At 68.4% G+C, this 1,413-nt stretch carries 2 protein-coding genes; both read right to left on the reverse strand.

The genetic code is table 11. From position 1 onward, the window contains the following. A partial coding sequence (locus PAM7066_RS18400) for a cytochrome c (RefSeq protein ID WP_085855655.1) occupies positions 1-891 on the reverse strand: 891 nt, incomplete at its 3' end. Continuing rightward, positions 891-1,349, reverse strand: a complete 459-nt coding sequence (locus PAM7066_RS18405) for a c-type cytochrome (RefSeq protein ID WP_175484689.1) — start codon at positions 1,347-1,349, stop codon at positions 891-893. The genes PAM7066_RS18405 and PAM7066_RS18400, both read right to left, overlap by 1 nt. Positions 1,350-1,413 lie beyond the last annotated feature (64 nt).

Genomic DNA, 1,413 nt, shown 5'->3' on the forward strand with positions numbered 1-1,413 from the left:
GCCCTCGGGCGCCGGTACGGCGCGCAGATACGAGACGATGGCCTGGATGTCCTCGTCCGGAAGGGTGCTCAGGTTGCGGATGACAATCGCCATGTGCCCGCCCGCGCTGTCGAAATCCGGGGTCAGCCCGGTCTTGAGGTACGCCGCGAGGTCGGCGTCGCTCCAGCCGGTCTGCCCGGCCGCGATGCCGGGAATGCGGCCGTCGCCGTTCGGGTTCTCGGCGCCCTGCAGCCAGCTGCCGCGATCCATGCCGCCAAGCGCCGTCCGCGGGGTGTGGCATTGGCCGCAATGGAACAGCGCCTCGACCAGGTAGCGACCGCGCTCCACCTCGGGAGAGGCCGGATCCTCCAGCACCCAGCCGCGATCGGCATAGAGCATCTTCCATCCCCCGAGGGACCGGCGGATGTTGAACGGGAAGGACATGTCGTGCGGCAGCGAGGCGACGTCCGATCCCGGCAGCGTCCGCATATGCGCGACGATGTCCGCGATATCCTGAAGCTCGGCATTCTCGTAGGAGGTGTAGGGCAAGGCCGGATAGTAGTGCCCGCCCCAGGGTGCCACGCCGCGGACGACCGCGTTCACGATCTCGGCGTCGGACCAGTCGCCGACGCCTTGCGACGACGTCGAGATGTTCGGGGCGTAGAGCGTGCCGAACTCGGTCTCGAACGCCATGCCGCCGGACATCACGGGTCCGTCGTCCCCTTCCTCGGCGCCGGGCGCAAGATGGCACGAGGCGCAGCCGGCCTGGATGAACAGCGGGGCGCCGCGCGCGGCATCGCCGGTCAGGCCGTCGATCCGGGCGGCGAGCAGAGGGTCGGGGGCCGTGACATACCACCCGGCCAGAGCCCCCGCCGCGACCAGCGCGGCGAGGGAAAGCAGCGTCGTGCGCATCAGTCGTCCGAGACCCTGTATTCCTCGTGGCACCCGCCGCAGGTCTTGCCGAGGGCCTCCATCTGCCCGGCCAGCGCCTCCTGCCCGTCACCGGCGACCTCGGCCATGGCGGTTGCGGCCTCATGCAATTCGTCGACGTGGGACAGGAACTCTTCCTTGTCCTCCCAGATCGCGGGCAAGGCATCCGTCGAGTCCAGCTCTTCGGTCGAGGTGCCCTCGGGCCAGTAGCCCTCCTGCGAGATGCTGGACAGCGTCGCGAGGCGGTCGGCCGCGGTTTGCGCAAGCGCGGCATCGTACTCGATGTTGCCCCGCGCCATGTTGCCGAGGGTCGAGAGCGAGAACGCGAAGTTCTGCATGAGGCCCTGGCGGGCACGGATCTCTGCCGGGACCTCGGACTGGGCAAGGGCGACGGTGGCGATGGTCCCGAGAGCGAGGGACGTGGCTATCAGTCTTCTCATCGTTATGTTCCCTGTTGAAATGTGGTCGAACGAAATCATCACAGCACCTAGCGCGCGCGCGTCA

It is taken from the genome of Palleronia marisminoris (assembly GCF_900172315.1).
GTDB classification, from domain to species: Bacteria; Pseudomonadota; Alphaproteobacteria; order Rhodobacterales; family Rhodobacteraceae; genus Palleronia; species Palleronia marisminoris.

Coding starts and splice junctions, on each gene's coding strand:
- PAM7066_RS18405 (WP_175484689.1), bottom strand. CDS start 1,349: ATGAGAAGACTGATAGCCACGTCCCTCGCTCTCGGGACCATCGCCACC.